General features: G+C 60.9%; 17 protein-coding genes. 4 read left to right on the top strand and 13 right to left on the bottom strand.

Translation table 11 applies throughout. From position 1 onward, the window contains the following. The 13 genes from MVC20_RS15155 to MVC20_RS15095 all read right to left on the bottom strand — a co-directional run bounded on the left by MVC20_RS15155 (window position 1) and on the right by MVC20_RS15095 (window position 12,363). A complete protein-coding gene (locus MVC20_RS15155; protein WP_297542861.1) occupies window positions 1-897 on the bottom strand; it encodes a homocysteine S-methyltransferase family protein in 897 nt (298 codons plus the stop codon). Further along, the gene (locus MVC20_RS15150) at window positions 894-1,964 is read right to left on the bottom strand and encodes a zinc-binding dehydrogenase (protein ID WP_297542859.1); all 1,071 of its coding nucleotides are present in this window, start codon (window positions 1,962-1,964) and stop codon (window positions 894-896) included. The genes MVC20_RS15155 and MVC20_RS15150 overlap by 4 nt, the downstream gene beginning before the upstream one ends. Beyond that, a complete protein-coding gene (locus MVC20_RS15145) occupies window positions 1,961-4,405 on the bottom strand; it encodes an FAD-dependent oxidoreductase (protein WP_297542857.1) in 2,445 nt (814 codons plus the stop codon). Before MVC20_RS15145 ends, MVC20_RS15150 begins: the two co-directional genes overlap by 4 nt. Before the next feature lie 11 nt (window positions 4,406-4,416). Beyond that, window positions 4,417-4,788: a GFA family protein gene (locus tag MVC20_RS15140; protein ID WP_297542855.1), complete on the bottom strand. Its 372-nt coding sequence runs from the start codon at window positions 4,786-4,788 to the stop codon at window positions 4,417-4,419. Beyond that, on the bottom strand, window positions 4,788-5,408 hold the full coding sequence (locus tag MVC20_RS15135) for a LysE family translocator (RefSeq protein WP_297542853.1): 621 nt from the start codon (window positions 5,406-5,408) through the stop codon (window positions 4,788-4,790). The genes MVC20_RS15140 and MVC20_RS15135 overlap by 1 nt, the downstream gene beginning before the upstream one ends. A gap of 9 nt (window positions 5,409-5,417) precedes the next feature. Next, window positions 5,418-5,990, bottom strand: coding sequence for an XRE family transcriptional regulator (locus MVC20_RS15130; RefSeq protein ID WP_297542851.1), 573 nt, complete (start codon window positions 5,988-5,990; stop codon window positions 5,418-5,420). A 387-nt stretch (window positions 5,991-6,377) separates the two neighbouring features. Next, window positions 6,378-7,151: a precorrin-4 C(11)-methyltransferase gene (cobM, locus tag MVC20_RS15125; RefSeq protein ID WP_297542848.1), complete on the bottom strand. Its 774-nt coding sequence runs from the start codon at window positions 7,149-7,151 to the stop codon at window positions 6,378-6,380. Continuing rightward, window positions 7,148-8,965 carry a precorrin-3B C(17)-methyltransferase gene (gene cobJ, locus MVC20_RS15120; RefSeq protein ID WP_297542846.1) on the bottom strand — a complete coding sequence of 606 codons (1,818 nt, stop codon included), beginning with the start codon at window positions 8,963-8,965 and terminating at the stop codon, window positions 7,148-7,150. Before cobJ ends, cobM begins: the two co-directional genes overlap by 4 nt. Then, window positions 8,956-9,657: a precorrin-2 C(20)-methyltransferase gene (cobI, locus tag MVC20_RS15115; RefSeq protein WP_297542844.1), complete on the bottom strand. Its 702-nt coding sequence runs from the start codon at window positions 9,655-9,657 to the stop codon at window positions 8,956-8,958. Before cobI ends, cobJ begins: the two co-directional genes overlap by 10 nt. Before the next feature lie 53 nt (window positions 9,658-9,710). After that, entirely contained in the window at window positions 9,711-10,922 is a 1,212-nt protein-coding gene (gene cbiE / locus MVC20_RS15110) for a precorrin-6y C5,15-methyltransferase (decarboxylating) subunit CbiE (protein ID WP_297542842.1), read from the bottom strand. Continuing rightward, the gene (locus MVC20_RS15105; protein ID WP_297542840.1) at window positions 10,919-11,563 is read right to left on the bottom strand and encodes a precorrin-8X methylmutase; all 645 of its coding nucleotides are present in this window, start codon (window positions 11,561-11,563) and stop codon (window positions 10,919-10,921) included. The genes cbiE and MVC20_RS15105 overlap by 4 nt, the downstream gene beginning before the upstream one ends. A 319-nt stretch (window positions 11,564-11,882) precedes the next feature. Beyond that, a complete protein-coding gene (locus MVC20_RS15100; RefSeq protein ID WP_297542838.1) occupies window positions 11,883-12,062 on the bottom strand; it encodes a hypothetical protein in 180 nt (59 codons plus the stop codon). A gap of 34 nt (window positions 12,063-12,096) precedes the next feature. Then, window positions 12,097-12,363, bottom strand: a complete 267-nt coding sequence (locus MVC20_RS15095) for a hypothetical protein (RefSeq protein ID WP_297542836.1) — start codon at window positions 12,361-12,363, stop codon at window positions 12,097-12,099. Between the two features lie 257 nt (window positions 12,364-12,620). On the opposite strand from MVC20_RS15095, the gene MVC20_RS15090 reads away from it, so the two are divergent. The 4 genes from MVC20_RS15090 to MVC20_RS15075 all read left to right on the top strand — a co-directional run bounded on the left by MVC20_RS15090 (window position 12,621) and on the right by MVC20_RS15075 (window position 16,997). After that, entirely contained in the window at window positions 12,621-12,842 is a 222-nt protein-coding gene (locus MVC20_RS15090; protein ID WP_297542834.1) for a hypothetical protein, read from the top strand. 833 nt (window positions 12,843-13,675) lie between these two features. After that, the gene (locus tag MVC20_RS15085) at window positions 13,676-14,296 is read left to right on the top strand and encodes a hypothetical protein (RefSeq protein WP_297542832.1); all 621 of its coding nucleotides are present in this window, start codon (window positions 13,676-13,678) and stop codon (window positions 14,294-14,296) included. 18 nt (window positions 14,297-14,314) lie between these two features. Continuing rightward, a complete protein-coding gene (locus MVC20_RS15080) occupies window positions 14,315-15,208 on the top strand; it encodes a CsgG/HfaB family protein (protein WP_297542830.1) in 894 nt (297 codons plus the stop codon). Window positions 15,209-15,323: 115 nt separating this feature from the next. Further along, on the top strand, window positions 15,324-16,997 hold the full coding sequence (locus MVC20_RS15075; RefSeq protein ID WP_297542828.1) for a hypothetical protein: 1,674 nt from the start codon (window positions 15,324-15,326) through the stop codon (window positions 16,995-16,997). Window positions 16,998-17,076 lie beyond the last annotated feature (79 nt).

Genomic DNA, 17,076 nt, shown 5'->3' with positions numbered 1-17,076 from the left:
TCAGACGATGTCATGCCCGGCCGCGCGCAGCCGCCGTGCCAGTTCCGCGATATGCGCAGGCCCCACTTCACAGCAGCCGCCCACGATGCTGGCCCCTTGCGCGACCCAGCCCATGGCAAAATCGGCATAGGCGTCCGGGGTCAGATCGCTGCGCTGCTCCAGCGCGTCCACCGTGGGGGCCGCCCCCAGAAAGCCCGCGCTGATGCAGGTAAACCCATTGGCATAGGCGCCAAAGGGCAGGCCGAACCCGCGCACGATCTCCAGCCCCGCCGCCACGGATTCAGGCCGCGTGCAGTTGATCAACACCGCCTCGGGCGCAAACTCGGCCACCAACGGGGCCAGATCGCCCAACGCCTCGCCCGAGCGCAGGCGCGTGCCGTCGTCATCCATCACCGTGACCCCCAGCCAGACCGGCAGGCCGCTCTGCCCCGCCGCCATCAACCCGCCGCGCGCCTGATCGACCGAGGCCATGGTTTCCAGCAGGATCAGGTCCACCCGATCCCTGAGCAGCGCCACATTCTCGGCGTAGAGTGCGGCGGCTTCTGCGGCGGGCGGGCAGAGGTCAGGCCGATAGGACTGCACCAGAGGCCCGATCGCTCCGGCCACCCGGCCCGAGCCATGGGCATCGCGTGCCGCCACCGCCGCCGATACCGCCACATCGGTCAGCCGCGCCACCTCATCCTGCAATCCCACGCGCGTCAGCCGGTCGCGCAGCACCGCATAGGTATTGGTCGAGGCCACCGTGGCCCCCGCCGCGAAATAATCGTCATGCACCAACCGGACGAATCCGGGATGGTCGATCATCACCTGCGTCGACCAGAGCGGCGTCGCCCGGTCGCCCGAGCGTTTCACCAATTCCTGCCCGATAGAGCCATCGAGCAGCGTGATTGCGGTCATCGTTTATCCTCCGGGGGTAAAAGCACCAATTTCCCAGCATGGGTCTTGGCCTGAAAATCCGCCTGCGCGCGGGCGATGTCGCGCAACGGGTAGGTGGCGGCAATGCGGGGGCGCACGCGCCCCGCACGCACCATATCGATCAGCCGGGCAAACACCTCCGGCGGCTGATAGGTGCAGCCATGCAGCGTGATGTCGCGCAGGTAAATACGCCGCAGATCGACCGTGACCATCGGCCCGGCAACGGCACCGGCCACGGCATACTGCCCACCGGGGCGCAGCGCATCAATCAGCGCGGCAACGCCCGCACCGCCCACAAGGTCGATCACCGCGTCATAGCGATCCTGCGGCAAGGGCGCGTCGCGCGCGATCACCTCTGCCGCGCCTTCCTCGCGCAACACCGCCGCCTTGGCGGCGGCAGCCATCCCCGTCACGCGCGCGCCCATCGCCGTGGCAAGCTGCACCGCCGCAAGGCCGACATTGCCCGACGCCCCGGTGATCAACACCTCTTGCCCCGGCCCAACCCCCGCCCGATCCAAGAGGCCCAGCGCCGTGCCAAAGCCACACGGGATCGCCGCAATCTCGATATCCGAGAGCGGCACATCGCTCACGTCATAGAGGTCATCGGCGCGCATCAGGCAGTATTGCGCAAAGGCGCCGTCGATCTCGGACCCGAGCGCGATGAATCCGACCGGATTTTCCGCGCTTGGGCGCGGAATGTTGATCGGGCACGTGACGCGCGCGCCCAGCGCAGGCGTTTCGACCTGCGGCCCGCGCGCCACCACCTCGCCACAGAGATCACCGCCCTGAATACGCGGAAACGCCAGCGCGCCCGCCCAGCCGCCGCTCTCCACGCCGTCCGCAGTCTCGCCCGTGGCCCCTGTCACCTCTGCCGCATACCAGCCCTCGCGGGTGTTGATGTCGGTGTTGTTGACACCTGCCGCCCGCACCCGCACCAGCACCTCGCCGGGGCCGGGCCGTGGCACGGGAATATCCGCGCGCCACTGCAACGCTTCAGGTCCGCCATGACGGGTGAGATACACGCCGCACATGGTTTCAGGCAGGGTCATGCCCGCAACCGCTCATTCTCCGGATCCCAGAGGGGCGCGTCGGGCTGCACCACCGCGCGGCAGCGTTCCCCGTAAATCTCCACCTCGATTTCGGTTCCCGGCACCGCCAGATCGGCGCGCAACATGCCCAGGGCCACGCTGGCATTCACGCGATAGCCCCAGGCCCCGCTCGTGGTTTCGCCCACGATCTGCCCGTCATGCCAGAGCGTCGACATATAAGGCGCATCCGCTGCCTTGGCCTCGACGATCAGCGTGACAAAGCGTTTCTTCACCCCCCGCTGCTTCTCGGCCAAGAGCGCCGCCTTGCCGGGGAAATCCTGCGGCTTGTCCAGTTTGACGAACCGGTCCAACCCTCCCTCCAGCATCGAATAATCGGTGCTCAGATCACCTTTCCACGCGCGATAGCCCTTCTCGATCCGCAAGGAATTCAGCGCGAACATGCCAAAGGGTTTCACCCCCGCCGCCATCAACGCCTCATAGATCGCCGGGATCGCCGCATTCTCGGCATGGATTTCCCAGCCCAATTCGCCGGTAAAGCTCACCCGCATCAGAAACGCCTTTTGCCCCGCGACGGTCGCATGCTGATGGCTCAACCACGGCAGGCTCAGATCGGCATCGGTCAGCCCCGCCAGAATCTCGCGGCTCTTCGGCCCCGCCAGGAGCAGCGCATCGCGCTCCGTCGTGGTCTCGCGCAGGCTCAGCCCCTCGGGCAGCGCCTTTCGCACCAATTCGCCGTCATGCCACTGCGCCGTGGCCGCCGTGATCAGCACGAAACTGTCCTCCTTCAGCCGGATGCAGGAAAACTCCGTCACGATCCGCCCGCGCTTGTCGGCCACATAAACAAGGTTCATCCGCCCCACCTTGGGCAATCCCCCCGTCACAAAGCCGCGCAGCCAGTCATCTGCCCCCGCCCCCTCGATCCAGAGCCGCGTGAACCCCGGCAGATCGAGCACGCCGCAGGCATCGCGCACCGCCTCGCATTCCTCGCGAATACGCGCCTCCCAAGGGCCCGCGCGGTCCCAGGTCTGCGTCGCGGCCTCTGACGTGTCATCGCCGGGCTTTGCAAACCAATTGGCCCGCTCCCAACCATTGTAGACGCCCATGACGCCGCCCAATGCCTTCACCTTGTCATGCACCGGGCTCACCTTGCGATCCGGCGCCGCGGGCCATCTGTGCCACGGGAAATGCATGGCATATTCATGCCCATACACCTCCATCCCCTTGGCGATGCAATAGTCCCGGTCGGTGTAATCGGTATAGCGGCGCGGGTCACAGGCCCACATGTCCCACTCGGTCGCGCCTTCCGTCACCCATTCCGCCAGCACCTTGCCAGCACCCCCGCCCTGCGCGATGCCAAAGGTAAAGACACAGGCCTCGAACGCATTGGGCACCCCCGGCATCGGGCCAATCAGCGGCAGACCATCGGGCGCATAGGGAATGGGCCCATTGATGACCTTGGAAATCCCCGCCTGCCCCAGCAACGGCACCCGCGCCATCGCATCCTCGATATACCACTCCAGCCGCTCCAGATCGTCGGGGTAGAGCTGAAAGCTGAAATCCTCCGGCATCGGATCGTCAGGCTTCACCCAATGCGCCTTGCAATTGCGCTCATAGGGCCCGAGGTTCAGACCATACTTTTCCTGCCGCAGGTAGTAAGAGCTGTCGACATCGCGCAAGAGCGGCAATTTATGCCCCTGCTCCCGGCTCCATGCCTCCAGTTCCGGGATTTCATCGGTCAAGAGATACTGATGGCTCATCACCATCATCGGCACCGTGCGCCCGCCATAGGGCTTGAACCATTCGCCCACCCGCTGCGCATAATATCCGGCGGCATTGACTACATAGTCACAGCGGATCTCGCCCTTCTCGGTCTCGACGATCCACTCAGCCCCCTCGCGCCGCACGCCCGTGGCGGGCGTGAACCGCAGGATCGTCGCGCCCATGTCGCGCGCGCCCTTGGCCAAGGCCTGCGTCACCTGTGCGGGATCAATATCGCCATCATTGGGATCATAGAGCGCGCCTTGCAGGTCATGCGTCTCCAGAAACGGGTAGCGCGCCTTGATCTCGTCCACCCCGAGGATTTCCAGATCCATCCCCTGATACTTGCCCATCCCCCGCGCGCGCTGAAACTCCTGCATGCGCTCGCGGCTATGCGCCAGACGGATCGACCCCGTCTGGTGGTAATTCATCGGATAATCCACCTCCGCGCCAAGGCGTGCATAAAGCTCGGTGGAATAGCGCTGCATGTTCATCACCGACCAGCTGGTCGAGAAGGTCGGCACATTGCCCGCCGCATGCCATGTGCTGCCAGCGGTCAACTCGTTCTTTTCGAGCAGCACGCAATCGCTCCACCCCGCCTTGGCCAGATGATAGAGGCAGGACGCGCCCACCACGCCCCCGCCGATGATCACGACCCGCGCCGTGCCCGGAAATTCCGCCATGTCCCTCTCCCTCAGTCCTTCTGCGGCACGCCGTCCGCGATGTCGTAATAATCACCCTTGTCCTTGACAAAGATGTGCTTCTCCAAGCGCAGCCCGGTCGGTGCCTCCAGCGCCCCCAGCGCGAAACTCATGGTGTCCTCGTCATGCGCGGCCCAGAACAGGAACGAACCGCATTTGGGGCAAAACCCGCGCTTGGCGATGTCGCTCGCCGCGTACCAGCTCACGGATCCCGAAATGCTCAAATCCGACCGCGCCACATAGGCCGAGGCCCAGACATGCCCCGATTGCTTGCGGCACTGCCCGCAATGGCACACGCTCGCGCCTTTCGGTGCCGCATTCACCGTAAATGTCACATCCCCACACAGACACGATCCCTTGTGCATCATCCTCTCCCCGGAGTTACGGCGCTGCCCAGCGCCACGCCATAGATCACGAAACAGGCGGCCATACCCCGCCGCAGCCAGACATTGAACACAGCCCCCAGCGCCGCCCGGCCAAGCCCTGCCCCAAGCGCGGTGTAGCCCACATAGCTCAGCGTCGTCAGGCTCAGCGCCGTGGGGAAAATCACCCACATCTGCGCGCCAATCGGCACATCGGGCTGCACGAATTGGCTAAACGCCGCCAGATAGCCCGCCACACTCTTGGGGTTGATCGTGGCAATCGCCAAGGCCCGCCAATAGACCGAGCCTTTCGGGGCCTCCCCCGCCTCAACAGGTCGCCGCGCCAGGATCCAACCGCGCACCCCGAGGTAAATCAGGAACCCCGCCCCGATCAGCTTGGCCACCTGAAACGCCACCGGTGAGGCCGCAATCAGCGCCGTGATCCCCGCTGCCGACAGGCTCAGGAACAGCGTCGCTTGCGTCAGGATCGCCAACACCCCCCAGAGGCTGCGCCGAAACCCGATGGTCATACCGTTGGTGATGCAATTGACCGCATTTGGCCCCGGCGTGGTGACGAACACCACCCAGAAGAGCGCAAAGACCGTCCAGGCGTGATAGCTCATGGCGCGCCCTCAATACACCGGCGGGGCGATCACCCAGATCGCCACGCAAGGGATGTCATAGGGATTGGCCCAGCCATAGGGCTCGCCGCGAAACCGGAAACTGTCACCGGGACCGACAGTAAATTTCCGCTCCCCAATACTCAGGTCCAGTCGCCCGGACAGGATATAGCCCACCTCCTGCGTCGGGCGCTGCGCCGGGCGCTGCATCCTGGACCGGGGGCGGAATGTCGAATGGATCACCTCGAAATCATCGGTCAGGTCCGGCGAGAGCAACTCCTCGATCAACCCTTCCTCGCCCGATCCCATCGGCCGCCGTGCGCCCGCGCGCACCACATAGCCCTGTTCCTCGGCGGGCGCGCTCGCGTGACCGAAGAGAAGCGACATCGGCACGCCCAAGACCTCGGCCACCTGCCGCAGATCGCTGATCGACGGCTCCGACAGATCACGCTCAACCTGAGACAGCCAGCCCACCGACCGACCCAGCATCTCGGCCAGCGCCGCGAGCGTCAGCCCGCGCGCCTTGCGCAGGGCGCGCAGGTCCGCACCAAGGCTGCGCATCCCGTCGATCTGACTCTGCTGCATGGAAGGTCTCGTGAAAATTTCCGCTCAATTTTCACGCTGCGCCGATTCCGTGAAAAAATCAACTGAAATTTCATGCGTTTTTCCAATCTCCCTTGCGCGGAATCAAGGTGCCGCAGGCACCGCCGCGCAGCGGTCATGCCGAAGGCATGCCTCTGGCATGACCCGCCCCCTCGGGCGGGCGCTTTTGCAACGGCTCATCTCAGCGAAAGCGCGGAAGACTTGGCAGACATAAAGTGCCAATCACTTCTGTCGCTGCGCCCACCCGGCGGACGGGCACCGCGCGACGGATCACAAACAGGCACCCACATAGGGGCAGGTCAGGTGGATTCTTTAAATCACAACGCCGACCTTACAAAATCCCCTTGCAAACCTTACGGATCGTAAGGTCTACACCTTCGCCGCCACCTTGGGCCGCAGCACATGCGGAACACCCGGATCATAGAGCGCGCTATCCTTGAAATCAGCAATCTCGCCCAGAACTTTTCCCACCAGAATCAACGCGGTACGGGTAATCTTCTCGGCGCGAACCTTGGCGTGAATGTCGGCCAGCGTGCCCCGGATAAACATCTGATCCGGCCAGCCCACCCGATAGGCCACCACCACGGGACAGTCATCGCCATAGTAGGGCGCCAGAATTCTGTGTATTTCCCGTAGGTTACGGATCCCGAGGTGGATCGCCAGCGTCGCCCCGGTGCGCGCGAAATTCTCCAGCGTCTCGCCCTCGGGCATCGACGTGGATTTCATGGAAACCCGCGTCAAAACAATGCTTTGCGCGATTTCTGGCACGGTCAATTCCTGTCCCAGCGCCGCCGCCGCCGCCGCATAGGCCGGAACCCCCGGAATGATCTGATAATCAATGCCATCTGCCCGAAGTTTACGAATTTGTTCCGCAATCGCACCATAGAGTGACGGATCGCCCGAATGCACCCGCGCCACGTCCAAACCCTTGTTATGGCTCTCTAAAATGACCGCATGGGTATCCTCCAGCGTCATCGGCGCGGTGTCCATGACCAGCGCTCCCTCAGGTGCCCCGGCCACAACCTCGGCCGGCACAAGGCTCCCGGCATAAAGGCAGACGGGGCATTGCCCGATGATGCGCTCCGCCTTCTTGGTCAAAAGTTCCGGGTCGCCCGGCCCTGCACCGATGAAATAGACAGTCATTTCAATGCCTTCCCTATTCTGACCTCGGCCAGATCGCCGTCAATCTTGCGCGCATAGCCGCGCGGCGTGAACATGCGCGGCCCTTCGCCCAACTGCGCCAGACGGCTGTTGGACGACCCGACCAGAACAACCGTTAACATATCCACCTCATCCACCTGCAAATCGGCCAAGCGCCTGTATCGCAAGGATTCTTCCGGTCGCCCCAGCGAGCTTGCCAAGAGCACAGGCGTATCCGCCGGACGGTGTTTGAGCAAAATATCCCGCGCCTCGGACAATAAAGTCCGCCGCGTCTTGGACACCGGATTGTAGAAAGCGATCACGAAATCGCCCTCTGCCGCAGAATTCAATCGCCGAATGATGTCTTCGCGCGGCGTCAATAGGTCACTTAGCGAAATCGTGCAGAAATCATGCCCAAGAGGGGCCCCCGCCCGCGCCGCCGCCGCCTGCAGCGCCGACACACCGGGCGAGCACACAACCTCCACCCGCCGCGCCGCGTCACTCACCCCCTGCGCCTCCGGCCCGCGATCCAAGAGCTCGAAAACCAGCGCCCCCATCGCGTAAATACCTGCATCTCCTGAACAAATCAGCGCAACGTTCTTTCCCTGCCCTGCTTGTTCCAGCGCATAACGGCACCGCGCCTCCTCACCGCCCAGCGGAAAATCGCTGCGACTCTTCCCCGCCGCCAATGGTCCCAAGAGGTCGATGTAGAGACCATAGCCCACCAGCTCATCCGCCTCCGCCACCAGACGAGAGACTTCCGGCGTCCGCCAACTTGCCTGTCCGGGGCCAATGCCCAGCACGCTCAAACGCCCGCGCGCCCGCCCCGGCATCTCGGTAATGACCGCCTCGGACCGGCTCAGCGCGCAGGTTGCATTGGCGGTTTTCCTTTTTTCTACAACCAGTTGACCACCACAGGCCAGTGCCGCACCCTCGGACACGCCGTGGCATCCAACCTCGGCAAAGACCACTTCGGACGGGTTCGCCAACTGTCCCGCAAAGGCCTCTAGCTCCGCTGCATTGAACAGGCGAAAGGGCACACCCAACCGCCGCGCCACCGCATTCATGGCACCTTCGTCAGCCTTGAGGTCGATCGACGCGACACAGGCCACCGCCCCCGGCGCAATGCCAGCCTCGTCCAAGGTCCGACAGACCAGATCCCAGAGTTCCTCGGTCTCGCAGCCCCGCGCGCAGCCCAAACCGAGGGCATAACGCTGCGGATGATAGACGAGCCTGCGATCATGGCCCGCAACCGGCGCTTCGCTCACCACCAACTCGACAGATCCACCCATCTCTTCGATGTCAAATATATTTTCTCCAGTGACACTGACACCTTCACCCGCCAGCATCGCCGCCATCGCCGCCTTGGCATGCTCGGTATTGGCCAGACGGTAGCCCATGGGCGGCGCATCGAGCGCCACGCCCATCGCCACATCGCCCGCCGTCGTCACCGCGGCCACGGCGCCCAGACCCTCGGCAATCACCGCCGCCAGCCGGTTGGCCCCCCGGTGCCCCCCCAAGAGCGGCACGACCACCGAGCCATCGTCGCTCACCGAAACCACAGGCGGCTCTCCCCGCTTGTCGCTCAACAGCGGGGCAACCGCCCGAATCAGGATGCCGCTGGCACAGACGCCCACCACCGGCACCCCGGCAGCAAAGAGGTCACGCGCATGATCGAGTGCATTGGGAAACCAGGCAGCCGCTTGGTCCACACGCCCCTCACGCCCATGCACATCGCCGCCGATCAGCTCCGCCACGCGATGCGCCACCGCCTCACCAGAGCGGCTCAACGCCAGAATAACAGGTCTCACAGCCATGGATCGGCCCCTTTCGTGAGCAGAATCATTGAAAAATACGGCGCCTTTTCAGGCGCTTGCGCCAGCGGGCACACCACCTCTTCGGGCAGGCTCGCGCGTTCGACATAGACCGCTTGCGCGGTCAGCCCCAGATCGTCGATCACCGCCCGGATCTTGGCAAGGTGTCGCCCCACCTTCATGATGGCAACGCTTTCGGCCCCTTCGATCCGCGCCCGCAACTCTGCCTCGGGCAACGGCCCCGGCAGCACTGTCAGCCGCTCGTTGCGCGCCACCAAGGGCCGCCCCGCCCGCGCCGCACAAGCGGCGATCGAGGTGACGCCGGGCACAACCTCGACCTCATACCGCCCGCTGAGGCGCGCAAAGAGATACATGAACGACCCATAGAAAAACGGATCGCCTTCACAGAGGCACACCACGTCCTGCCCCTCGTCCAAGGCCTCGGCAATCTCGGCCGCGCCTCGGTCATAGGCCGCTTGTGCCGGGGCCCGTTCGACCGTCATCGGCACATCCATCACGATCTCGCGCGTGCCCGGCGCAATCGCTCCGGCGGCAATCGCGCGGGCAAAACTCTCACCTCCCGCCAATGCCGGATAGGCCACCACGCGCGCAGACGAAATAAGCCGATGCGCCCGGAGCGTCATCAACTCCGGATCGCCCGGCCCCAGACCCACGCCAAAGAGCTTACCGGACATATGCGCGCACGCCTTTCATCGTTCTCAAAATACTCAAATCCGACGCCCGCCGCTCATCGCTTCACCAGGCTCCATTGCGTAACCGGCATGAGTGGCCGCCAGCCGGTCAAACCGCCAACCGGTTCCGCGCGGCTGACCTGCAACTTGACCAACTCACCCCCATGCCGCTTGTAGAGCGCGACAAGCACCGCCTCGCTCTCCAACGTGACGGCATTGCACACCAGCCGTCCCAGAGGCCGCAGCGCCGCCCAGGCCGCCTCGAACACCGCCTCCGACAGCCCGCCACCGATAAAAACTGCATCCGGGGCCTCAAGGCCGCTCATCGCTTCGGGCACACGCCCCTCGATCAATTCCAGTCGCGGCACTCCGAGCGCCAATGCATTCGCCGCCGCCATCGCGCGGCGATCCGCGCGCGGCTCGATGCCAATCGCGCGAGCATAGCGCGCGCCGCGCATCCACTCCACCGCGACCGAACCGCAGCCGGTGCCGATGTCCCACAACAAGGCTCCGCGCATCGGCATCAACTTGGCCAGCGTGGCGGCGCGCACCTCGCGCTTGGTCATGGTGCCGTCGTGTTGAAAGAGATCATCCGCCAGTCCCGGCACACGCGGCATCAGCGCGGCATCCGGGGCGGCCACGCAGTCCACTGCCAGCGTGTTGAACGGCGGCACCACATGCGCCCAGCTTTCGGCCAGCCCATCAAACCGCGCCTCCTCGGCCCCGCCCATATTGGCCAGGACCGTCATCCGCGATTGACCAAACCCCCGTTCGGTCAGAAACCGCGCAATCTGTCCGGGCGTTTCGGCGCCCGTGGTCAGGATCAAAAGCCGCGCATCGGGTTGAATGAAGGCGATCATCTGCTCGACGGGGCGTCCATGCACCGTCAGCGTCTCAAGATCCGCCATGCTCCAGCCCATCCGCGCCGCAGCAAGCTGAAACGCCGAAAGCTGCGGATGATAGACAATCTCGGAGGGCGGCAAAGAACGTCCGATCCGCGCGCCGACCGAGAACCACAGCGGGTCGCCCGTGGCCAGAACCACCACACGCCGCCCGCGCAGCCCTGCCAGAAGGTCGGTCAGCGCATCAAACGGCGAGGGCCAGGCGATGCGCTCTGCCGTCACGGCCTCGGACAAGTGGTGATGCCGCTCGCCGCCCACGATCACCTCTGCGGCCTCGACGATGGCGCGGGTTGCGGGCAAGAGCCCGGCCATCCCATCCTCGCCAATGCCTACGATATGCAGCCATGGATCCACTTTGCTCGTCATGCGCGCACCTCTGGCAAGCCTGCGGCAAGGGCATTGACCGCCGCGCTCGCCATCGCCGATCCGCCGCGCCGCCCGCGCAGGGCCACAAAGTTGCAGCCGCGCGGATTGTCCGCCAGTTCCGCCTTGCTCTCAGCCGCGCCAACGAACCCCACGGGAAAGCCCAGGATCAGCGCCGGGCGCGGCGCGCCCTCGTCGAGCAATTCGAGGAGATGAAAAAGCGCGGTGGGCGCATTGCCGATCGCCACCACGGCCCCCTCCAGCCGTTCCGCCCACAACTCCACCGCCGCCGCCGAGCGCGTATTGCCAATCCCCGCAGCGAGTCCCGGCACGCGCGGATCATTCAACGTGACGATCACCTCGTTGTCTTGCGGCAGATAGCGGCGGATGATACCCGCGCCCACCATCTCGCAATCGCAAAAAATCGGCGCACCCGCCTGCAAGGCAGCATGGCCCGCGGCATATGCCCCGCCGGAAAAGGCCAAGCGATCCGCCACCTCGACCATACCGCAGGCATGAATGAGCCGGATCGCAAGCGCCTCCATGCCGGGGCCAAACCGATCGAGCCGCGCCTCTTGGCGCACTGTGGCAAAGCTCATCTCGTAGATGGCCGAGGGGTTCTTTTCATAGGGGCGCACTGTCATGCCTTTGCGAATGCCGCGAGGGTCGGAGCCTCCGGCGGGGGTATTGTCAAGCTGAAAAACGTATATATGTCAATACTATACGTCGAAAATCATGTAATTATCCACTTTTCTGTCCACTGTTTCTGTTAGCTTGGAAGGGCGGCGAAGAAGAGCTATGGCCTGCGCGTTATACCGGGAAAGCCTCTCATTCAAGCTTTCTATTCTGCTCGCGTGCCTGCCTGCTCGTGTCGGGCATCTGGTACATCGGCATCAGTCCCATGAGGCGTATCTGTCGACGTTTTGGCTTCTCGTTTACCATTTGGCCATCGTCGCGAAGGTGCTAGGTCATTTGGCCGACACCGAAGAACGACGTTTTCAGGAACTGCTCGTCGATCTGACGCATAAAGCCAAGGTTCGGCTCGATCTTGCCTTTGGGTATGTAATGGATAGACGAGCGCGCAATCGACAGCGGCTTGAACTGTTGACCGATGGACAGGTCCGGATTGTCCGGCTCGATCATACCGCGCCTCACTTCCCGCCCCAAGGCTTCAATTTTAGTTCCAACTAAGAGTTGGCCATCGCCAGCTCCTCGATTCCGGCTTGGAGTTCCTCCACCAGATCTTCATCACTTGCGAGCTTCTTGCTGCCCCGCGCTCGAACACGCAATAAGCACCTTGGAGCAGAACGCGTTTCCACTGATCGATCATCGTCGGATGCACGCCATATTCGGCGGCCTGCTCCGACACCGTGCGCTCGCCCTTCTCGGCTTCCAGCGCCACACGGGCTTTGAATCCCGCATCATGGTTCCTGTGTTTCTTCATGTTCTGATCTCCTCGCTCTTGGAGATCAGCAGACGTCAGATCGTAGCTTACGTCACTGTCCGATCTTCGGGTAGCAGCTCACTCCGCCCAGATGGTGCGACGCAGTAAACTACTATCGTAAGATTATGCAGAATCAGATCAGATCGTGATAAAATTGGAAAGTTGCAAAATGGCGTGAGCTTCAGAAAGTAGCTTATCGCTATCCCGTTTGAATGAACGCTGCCAATTGTTAACTTGTCCGGGAGAATACTCAGACTATGACCACTCCAGCGGTTTTAGAGCCAGAAGAATACCAAGTTATCCGCGCCGAGCTTGAAGACTTGGTTAAAACAATTGAAGAAATAGATGATATCATTTTGCCCACATCTGTTCCGGAGCTGCAACTGAGCTTGTTGGACGGGCTGATCATACGATTACGAGAAGCCGCAGAAAAGATGATGAGCATCATAAATGTAATCGACCCCGCGGATGATCTGTAGCGTGAGAAATTTCACGCGACGAAGCGCACCAGAACTCAGTTTTCAGTCCGCGCGGACAGTTGCGAGATCCAATCAAATAGCAGCACATTCTCAGTTCTCTGAGTAGCATGCGCTTTTGAAGCTTTTAAGTGCGATTGGGCACCAAACTCAGGTCTCCCTGCTAAAGCAGTTGCAGTTGGCGGCGGTCGGACGCGTGGCGAGGTTTTCAGTTTGGGGGGTATCTGAGAACTCACCCGCCGCCGTCGTAACGCTCTTCAAATAAACTCTCCGGACAGGACGTTGGTGCGCACCTATCGGTTGGCCCGGTTTAAGCAGGCAGCGCAAATCCGACACATTATGATATTTGCATTTAACAGCGTATTAGAAATTCATCGCGAGCAGAGTGTTGCCTCCGCTGGGTTTATAAACCTTTTAGCGGCTTCGAAAGTCGAGCTGCGTTGGGCGGGGGAGAGGCGAAGGCCAGACTGTGGTCGAGACGCTAATCTAAGGTGTCGCGGTCCGTCAATTGGCGCGGCTGTATCGGTTGCACCCAATACGTGTGCCACGTGAAAACTAGAGATTCTTGCAGTCATGTCGCACAAATCGTTTGGACCACGTCATGTGCCAAAAGAACCAATAATCTTTCCTATATCTCCTGCATGTTAATAGAAGTTGCGCGACATCTTATCCCAAGATGCCAGCACGTTATTTCTAAAGATCAAAAAAGACCGTTATGAGATAATGCTTTAATTTCAAGACAGCGCCATCATCAGAACGCAGCTTATCGCCATTGGGGATAACGGAAAACTGACAGAGCTAGTGGCAACGGCTCAATAATGCGCGCGAGGTTTGCTATGAAAAAAGGCGATATTTTTAAAGTAGCAACGGTGGCGTTGTGCACATTCTCAGCTCCTGCAGTTCTTGCAAATGGCTATCTCGAGAACCGCCCTTGGCAGTTCCAGACAACCGCAGACCGCGCCAATAAAGCGGTGGTTTTGGACTTGATAGAGCGCAAAAAAGGCGGCTTCTATGACGGATTTATCACAAACATTCACAACGAAACGAATATTGCCTCCCAGATAAACTGTAACAATAACGCCAATGCGACGGCTAACATCGCTGACAATGGTCAGGCTGGTCCAAATACATCTTCAAATGGCACCCCCACGATTTCGGCAGACGGAACTGCAAATAGTGATTCCTCGTCGGTCGCGGAGGATCCATCGAGCGGCGGTTTGACAACCCAGACGAGCAATCAGACCAACTCTGGGCAGATCACTGCGACGATCGGCAACAGCGATATTCAAAACAGCTTCGGGAACGTTACGAACGGCGGCACCGACCAGGCGTTGAACAATGACCAGCAAAACTCTGGATCGCAGACTGCGGGAGTTGAAAGCAGCACAGCTTGCAACATGCAGGGCTCTACGGTGACCGGTACGGTAAATGCCCCCGATAGCGGTCCACTAAACTAAACAAAAAAGAGCAGGCCAATGATTAGAAATGTAAAACGTTTCGGGGCGATTATTATTGCCTGCACGACAGCTGCATGCGCTGTCGTGCCTAATGATATGCGGAGAGAGACACTGAACGCTGGCGACGTGCCCATCATTCTAACCACTACGCCAACAACGAACGTTACACCGCTCACGCGGCAACTTGTTTGCTACGGAGAACAACTCAAGTCCGCGAAGTCCAGGCCGGTGGCAATCGCGGTAGGCAATATACGTGATTACACTGGCAAGCAAAGCGACTTGGAAGGGTATCTTGTGACCCAAGGTGGAGCGTTGATGGCATACACTGCGCTGGGTCATCTGGTTCCAGGCATTTCCCTTTACGAGAGATTTGACACGCAGATTGCGGATGCGGAACTCGCCTACCTCGCCAATCGACAGCTCGGTAATGGAGGGCAGCACGAGACTGTGGACCAACAAACTGGGGAAACTAATCAAGTTCCCTGGATGCCCTATTATGGCGGTAGTGTTCTTCAATCAGATTTTTTCATAGTTGGCGGAATTACTGAGTTGAACTTCAATATCCAGTCCGGTGGTGCCGAGTTGGGCTTAAACAATATCGGTGGCAAGGGCCGGATTTACACGATGAACGTGGGTTTGGACCTACGAATTGTCGGTAGTCAGTCCCTACGAGTTTACGACACAGTATCCATTCAGAAGCAAATCACGGGCTACGAGGTTGGGGCCGATCTATTCCGCTTCTTTGACGACACCCTATGGGACGTGAACGCTGGGGCAAAGCACCAAGAGCCGCTGCACCTTGCAGTACGCATGGCGATCGAGAGCGCCCTTCTGGAGATAGTTCCGACCGTGACCGATGTGCCCGTGGGCAGTTGCGATCAGTCGGTTGAGTCAACTGAGCAGGCTAATTGAACTGCTAGTTGCAACAGTTGTGACGATTACCAGTGATTGGCAACGCATCGCCTGAGGGGGCGAAAAGGATAGCGTTGCATTTTTGTAATATGAATCATCTCAACAGGAGAAAACGATGAAAGCGGCCCATTTAAGGCTATTCAGTTCGACGGCAACGGCAGCATTGCTCATTGCCTTTAATCCGACGTCAGCCCTTGCCCAAGCGAGCGCTGACCTCAATATTTCGACCTTCGAGTCAATTGCCTCATCGGCGACCTTGACCGGTGGCAATGATCAGCGTCTGACGGCGGGCATCACTGGGTCATTGATCGGCACGAACGTCAATATCAACCTGACGCGCAACGACCTTGTGGACGATATCATCACCGGCGTTGCGCCTGCCACGAACAACCTGCTGTCAGCCTCTGCGACAGGCAACATTTCGACCGCATCTGCAGAGCTAGAATTTGCGCCCTCCACCGCGGGCGACACCGCCGCAGTTGCCACCCTCCAGTCGGTCGAAGCAAACGTATCCGCCAGTTCTCTCGGCGATACAAATTCTATTCTGATCACAAACCAGGGGGATGGAACCCGAACCCTGACTGGTGCTGCTATCCAAGACAACAACGATATTACGGCGACGGCGACCGGAAACAGCGGCACCTCTACCATCGAAGTTGCCAGCGGCCTTGATCTTGTTCAGGCAGCATCCGGACAGGCCATTGTGCGCATTGACACTTTGCTTGCTACCAATCCACAGAGCGCGACCGATGCTGATTTGCTGGTCAGTTCCGCGCAAGAAGTTGAAGGCGCCGCGATCCTTGGTTCGGTGCAGACCGCGGCGACAAGTACGTCGGTCGACGCGCTTGATGGGGCGACAGTGACCATCACAAACAGTGACCAAGCCGCATCGGCTACCGGAAATTCTGCTTCGAACAGCATCGTGTCGAGTGACACAACCGCTAGCATCACAGCGTCTACGGCCGTCGCAAACCTACAGGGTTTGCTTGGAGCTTCCGTTCAGGCTGTCGCGGAAACTTCTGATGTGGTTGTCAACAGCGGTGCGGTAGCAAACAGCACCGTTTCTTTGAACGCAAACTCGCAAACTGCTTCTGCAACTGGCAGCACGAGCACGCAGTCCTTGTCCTTGAATGCAAGCAGCATCACCGGCGAGGGTCTCGCCGCAGTAGTTGGCGACTCAGGTGTAGCACCCAGCGTCCAATTGGCGGCCGACGCCGATGCTGTTGTGGCCAATGTTCAGACCCTTGGCTCCAGCACTGTTACCTCAGCGGTTTCCGGTAACGATATTCAGAGCATTGTCGGTGCGGCCTCCGAAGCTACAGTTAACTCCACGCTTGAGGTTGATGGTAACCGGCAGTCAGCTACGACTACGGGTCTTCAAACCTCGAACACTCTGACCCTCGCCTCTGGCGCCGAGATGAGCGAAGCGGGTGCAGTTGCATCAGTACAAACCATAAACGGTTTGGTATCTGCGAGTGCGACAGGCAACCGTATCAACAATACGGTCTCGAGCAATGTCAACGACACATCTGTCCTGACAACTAACAACCAGATCGATGCCAGCGTGACGGGTGCGACGGCAACCAATCGCCTTGTGACGACTTCCGACACCAACAATTTGTCGCTCGCTACAAATGTCGGATCAGTTGACACCAACCCTGGCGCCGATCAACCTCTCGTGATTGCGGGCCAAGTGCTTACAAATGATCAGAGCGCGTCCGCGTCTACGATCAGCGCAGTTTCTGTCAACGGCGGAGTAAAACCCGACCAAAGGGCGGCGCAAAAGTAGGCCACTTTGGGGTTGGGCGTGAAGGGCGCATAGAGCGCTGGCGGCCAGTCGACCGCGCTCCCCAAATAGCTGGCGGTTG

The organism is Roseovarius sp., assembly GCF_027019125.1.
GTDB lineage: Bacteria > Pseudomonadota > Alphaproteobacteria > Rhodobacterales > Rhodobacteraceae > Roseovarius.
Note: the sequence above shows the minus strand (reverse complement) of the source record. Positions and strands in the feature narration are given on the sequence as shown.

Coding starts and splice junctions, on each gene's coding strand:
- MVC20_RS15155 (WP_297542861.1), bottom strand. CDS start 897: ATGACCGCAATCACGCTGCTCGATGGCTCTATCGGGCAGGAATTGGTG.
- MVC20_RS15150 (WP_297542859.1), bottom strand. CDS start 1,964: ATGACCCTGCCTGAAACCATGTGCGGCGTGTATCTCACCCGTCATGGC.
- MVC20_RS15145 (WP_297542857.1), bottom strand. CDS start 4,405: ATGGCGGAATTTCCGGGCACGGCGCGGGTCGTGATCATCGGCGGGGGC.
- MVC20_RS15140 (WP_297542855.1), bottom strand. CDS start 4,788: ATGCACAAGGGATCGTGTCTGTGTGGGGATGTGACATTTACGGTGAAT.
- MVC20_RS15135 (WP_297542853.1), bottom strand. CDS start 5,408: ATGAGCTATCACGCCTGGACGGTCTTTGCGCTCTTCTGGGTGGTGTTC.
- MVC20_RS15130 (WP_297542851.1), bottom strand. CDS start 5,990: ATGCAGCAGAGTCAGATCGACGGGATGCGCAGCCTTGGTGCGGACCTG.
- cobM (WP_297542848.1), bottom strand. CDS start 7,151: ATGACTGTCTATTTCATCGGTGCAGGGCCGGGCGACCCGGAACTTTTG.
- cobJ (WP_297542846.1), bottom strand. CDS start 8,965: ATGGCTGTGAGACCTGTTATTCTGGCGTTGAGCCGCTCTGGTGAGGCG.
- cobI (WP_297542844.1), bottom strand. CDS start 9,657: ATGTCCGGTAAGCTCTTTGGCGTGGGTCTGGGGCCGGGCGATCCGGAG.
- cbiE (WP_297542842.1), bottom strand. CDS start 10,922: ATGACGAGCAAAGTGGATCCATGGCTGCATATCGTAGGCATTGGCGAG.
- MVC20_RS15105 (WP_297542840.1), bottom strand. CDS start 11,563: ATGACAGTGCGCCCCTATGAAAAGAACCCCTCGGCCATCTACGAGATG.
- MVC20_RS15100 (WP_297542838.1), bottom strand. CDS start 12,062: ATGATCGAGCCGGACAATCCGGACCTGTCCATCGGTCAACAGTTCAAG.
- MVC20_RS15095 (WP_297542836.1), bottom strand. CDS start 12,363: ATGAAGAAACACAGGAACCATGATGCGGGATTCAAAGCCCGTGTGGCG.
- MVC20_RS15090 (WP_297542834.1), top strand. CDS start 12,621: ATGACCACTCCAGCGGTTTTAGAGCCAGAAGAATACCAAGTTATCCGC.
- MVC20_RS15085 (WP_297542832.1), top strand. CDS start 13,676: ATGAAAAAAGGCGATATTTTTAAAGTAGCAACGGTGGCGTTGTGCACA.
- MVC20_RS15080 (WP_297542830.1), top strand. CDS start 14,315: ATGATTAGAAATGTAAAACGTTTCGGGGCGATTATTATTGCCTGCACG.
- MVC20_RS15075 (WP_297542828.1), top strand. CDS start 15,324: ATGAAAGCGGCCCATTTAAGGCTATTCAGTTCGACGGCAACGGCAGCA.